The sequence below is a fragment of the Streptomyces sp. SP18CS02 genome, assembly GCF_036322365.1.
Lineage (GTDB): Bacteria > Actinomycetota > Actinomycetes > Streptomycetales > Streptomycetaceae > Streptomyces.
Genome location: NZ_JAQYXC010000215.1, coordinates 1 through 301, shown reverse-complemented (window position 1 = coordinate 301; position 301 = coordinate 1). Strand labels below are relative to the sequence as shown.

Sequence of the window (301 nt, the reverse complement as noted above, 5' to 3'; positions counted from 1 at the left end):
GTGACGGGGTCGCCGCCGCCGGTGGTGCCTCCCCCGGGACAGCCCGTGGTGGTGCCGGCGGTGGATTTCCAGACGGGCGTCGTCGAAAAAGCGGTGGTGGACGAGCCTCTTGTGTCGGTCGGGCCGGTCGGCGGCGACCCGCCCGTGGTCGGCGACGACCTGCCGCGCGGCGTGGGCGAACCGCTGCCCCCCGTGGTCGGTGACGAACAGCCCCCCGTCGTGGGCGAACCGCAGCCCCCCCTGGTCGGCGACGAACAGCCGCCCGTCGTCCGTGAGCCGCAGCCCGTCGTGGTGGAGCAGC

General features: G+C 75.4%; 1 pseudogene. It reads left to right on the top strand.

Annotated elements, in window-relative coordinates:
* Positions 1 to 96: 96 nt before the first annotated feature.
* A pseudogene (locus tag PUR26_RS02090) lies at positions 97 to 301 on the top strand (hypothetical protein); the annotation flags it as partial.